General features: G+C 76.3%; 1 protein-coding gene. It reads right to left on the bottom strand.

Annotation, left to right across the window (positions count from 1 at the left end; genetic code table 11):
* Window positions 1-3,531 (bottom strand): amino acid adenylation domain-containing protein (locus ACFOWE_RS32885; protein WP_377294812.1); only part of this gene is annotated, 3,531 nt, incomplete at both ends.

Genomic DNA, 3,531 nt, shown 5'->3' with positions numbered 1-3,531 from the left:
CCGGACCACCGAACGGACACGCCACGAACCGCTCCGCCGTCAACCCCGACCGGCCGGCGTAGCCGCGGGCCAGCTGGACCCCGGCGAGGTACAGCTCCCCCGGCACGCCGACGGGCACCGGCCGGAGCCAGCCGTCCAGCACGTAGAGGCGGGTGTTCCAGACCGGGCGGCCGATCGGGACGGACGTCGCCCCCGGCTCCGGGCGGTGCTCCCACGAGGTGACGTCCACCGCGGCCTCGGTCGGCCCGTAGAGGTTGTGCACCGGCACACCGAGCCGCGCGACCGCCCGGTCGGCGAGGTCCGGCGGGAGCGCCTCACCGCTGCACAGGACCCGGCGCAGGGAGTCCAGACCCGTGCCGGAGGATTCCGTCCCCGTGCCGGAGAAGACCGGCTCCGCGTCGAGGAAGGCGGCGAGCATGGAGGGGACGAAGTGCAGGGTCGTGATCCGCTCCTCACGGACGACCCGGGCGAGGTAGGCCGGGTCCCGGTGCCCTCCGGGGCGGGCGACGACCAGGGCGGCGCCGGTCTGGAGCGGCCAGAAGAACTCCCAGACCGAGACGTCGAAGCCCGCCGGGGTCTTCTGCAGGACCCGGTCACCGGGGCCCAGGCCGTACTCCGCCTGGGCCCAGCGCAGGCGGTTGACGATCGCGCGGTGGGTGACGACCACGCCCTTGGGGCGGCCGGTCGAGCCCGAGGTGTAGATCACGTAGGCGGGGTTGTCCGGCGCGGCCCGCACGCCGAGGCTCTCCCCGGACAGTCCTGTCAGGTCGGCGGCGGCCAGCCACTCGGGATCGACCACCAGGACCGGGCGCGCGTCCTCCACCATCGCGGTGACGCGGGCCTGCGGCAGTTCCGGGTCGATGGGCAGATAGGCGGCGCCCGCCTTGACCACCGCGTGCATCGCCACGACGAGGTCCAGTGACCGGGGCAGGCGCAGGCCCACGACCCGCTCGGGGCCGGCGCCGTGCTCGGTCAGGAGCCGGGCCAGCCGGTTGGTACGGGCGTCCAGTTCGGCGTAGCTCAGCTCGGCGCCCTCGAAGACCAGCGCCGTCGCCTCCGGGGTGCGGGCCGCCTGCGCCTCGAGCAGCTCGGCCAGTGTGCCGCCCGGCTCGGCCGCGCCTTCCGCCGTGGCGTTCCAGGTGCGCAGGACCAGGTCCCGCTCGGCGGCGGGGAGCGCGGCCAGCCGGGAGACGGTCGTCCGCGGTCCCGCCTCACGGGTGCCCGGTCCCGCCTCCCGCGCGGTCCCCGGCTCCGTCACCCCTCCGGTCCCCGTCTCCTCCGTACCTCCGGTCCGCGGCTCCGCCGCCTCGGCGGCCAGTACGGCGAGCAGGTGCCGGAACCGGTCCAGCAGGTCCGCGGCCTGCGCCTCGTCGAACACGTCGGGCCGGTACTGCAGGCGGAGACCGATCCGCTCGCCCGGGATCACCAGCACGGTGACCGGGTAGTGGGTCGCGTCGGCCACGTCCGCCGCGGTCAACCGGAGGTCGCCGAGCTCGGTGCGCGGGTCGACGGGGTAGTTCTCCATCACCAGCAGCGCGTCGAACAGCGGGCCGCGCCGGATCTCGGTCAGGCCGAGGTGGTGGTGGGGCAGCAGCTCGGCCTGCTCGTCGCGGAGCCTGCGCAGCAGGTCGCCGAGCGGCTCGGCGGGGCGGAGCCGTACCCGGACGGGAAGCGTGTTGATGAACAGGCCGACCATGCGCTCGACGCCGGGCAGCTCGGCCGGGCGGCCGGAGACCGTGCCGCCGAAGACGACGTCGTCACGCCCGGTCAGCTGGGCCAGCAGCAGGCCGAAGGCGGCCTGCACGACCGTGTTGAGGGTCACGGAGCAGGAGCGGGCCAGCGCGGCGAGCTCCCGGGTCAGGCCGGCGCCGAGTTCGGCGGTGACACGGTGCGGCGGGACCGGCGGGGCGGTGGCGGCGAGGGCGGGGGCGGGGGCGACCAGGGTGGGCTCGTCCACGCCGTCGAGGGCCCGGTCCCATGCCCGGCGCGCCGCGTCCCCGTCCTGCCGGGCCAGCCACGCCAGATGGTCCTTGTACGGCGGTGCGGGCGCGGGCTCCTCCCCGGTGTACAGCGCCAGCAGCTCGGCCGCGAGCAGCGGCGTCGACCAGCCGTCCAGCAGGATGTGGTGGTTGGTGAAGACCAGCCGGTGCCGCTCCGGCCCGAGCCGGACCAGCGCGAAACGCAGCAGCGGCGGCCGGGACAGGTCGAAGCGGCGCTCCCGCTCCTCGGCCGCCACCCGCTCGGGATCGGCCCCGGTGACCTCCCGCCAGGGAACCTCCACGCGGCGGTGCACGAGCTGGACGGGGTCGTCGCCGCGGAACTCGAAGGAGGCGCGGAGCGCGGGGTGCCTGCGGACCAGCCGGTCGGCCGCCCACCGCAGCCGGGCCGCGTCGAGCGGTCCCTCCAGGTCGAGGGTGAGCTGGGCGGTGTAGACGTCGGTGTCGAGCAGCGCGTGGAAGAACAGGCCGTGCTGGAGAGGGGCGAGCGGCCAGGCGTCCTGCAGGTCCGGGCCGAGCTCGTCGAGGTCCCGCTGGGTCAGCGGGGCGAGCACGTCCGACGGGGTGAGGCCGCCCCCGGCGTGCCGGGACAGGCCGGTGAGGGCCTGGGTGCAGGCCTCGGCCAGAGCGGTGATCTGCTCGGCGGTGTAGTGCGCCCCGGCCCAGGTCCAGGTCACGCGGAGGGTCTCGCCCACGGCGACGGCGTCGATCTGGATGCCGTGCCGGAGCGGGGCGTCGCCGTCCCAGCCGCCGATCAAGCCGTCTCCGTCCGGTTCCCAGTCCTGTCCGGAGGTGGTGATCCGGCCGAGGTAGTTGAAGCCGATCTCCGCGCCGGGCAGGGCGGCGAGGACCGGAGCGGTCTCCGGGCCGAGGTGGCGGAGCAGGCCGTAGCCCAGGGGGTCGGGCAGGGCCCGCAGTTGCTCCTTGACCCGCTTGACGGCGGCTCCGGCCGCGGGGCCGCCCGCGAGCAGGTCCGTCCAGCCGGTCGTGCCCGCCTCGCCCGCGTCGATCCTGGCCGGGTGCATGCAGGTGAACCAGCCGACGGTCCGGGACAGGTCGGTGCCGCCGGGCAGGTCGTGGCGGCCGTGCCCCTCGAGGTCGACCAGGACGGAGCGGTCCCCGCGCCACCGGGTGACCGCCGCGGCGAGCCCGGCGAGCAGCACGTCGTCGGCCCGGCCGTGGAAGGCTCCCGGGAGCCTGCCGAGCAGCGCTTCCGTGACCTCTCGGGGGAGTTCCACGACGAGTTCCCGCCGCGAGTCCCACGTCCCCCAGCCGCCGTCCGGCCCGGATCCCACCGCGGTCGCGGGGATCGGGGTCCCACCCGCGGTCGCGGAGGCCGGGGTCCCGTCCGTGCCCGGCGCGGGACGCCGGTGCGCCGCGGTGTCCCCGCCGGGTACGGGCCGCCGGGCCGGGCCGCGGAGCACCTCGGCCCAGGAGTCCAGGTCGCCCGCGTGGTTCGCCGCCTGGGCGCGCAGCCGCCGTGCCCAGGTGCGGAACGACGTCGGCACCGGCGCCAGCTCGGGAACCTCTCCCC

The organism is Planomonospora corallina (assembly GCF_042650625.1).
Classification (GTDB): Bacteria; Actinomycetota; Actinomycetes; order Streptosporangiales; family Streptosporangiaceae; genus Planomonospora_B; species Planomonospora_B corallina.
This window is presented reverse-complemented; position numbering and strand designations above follow the sequence as displayed.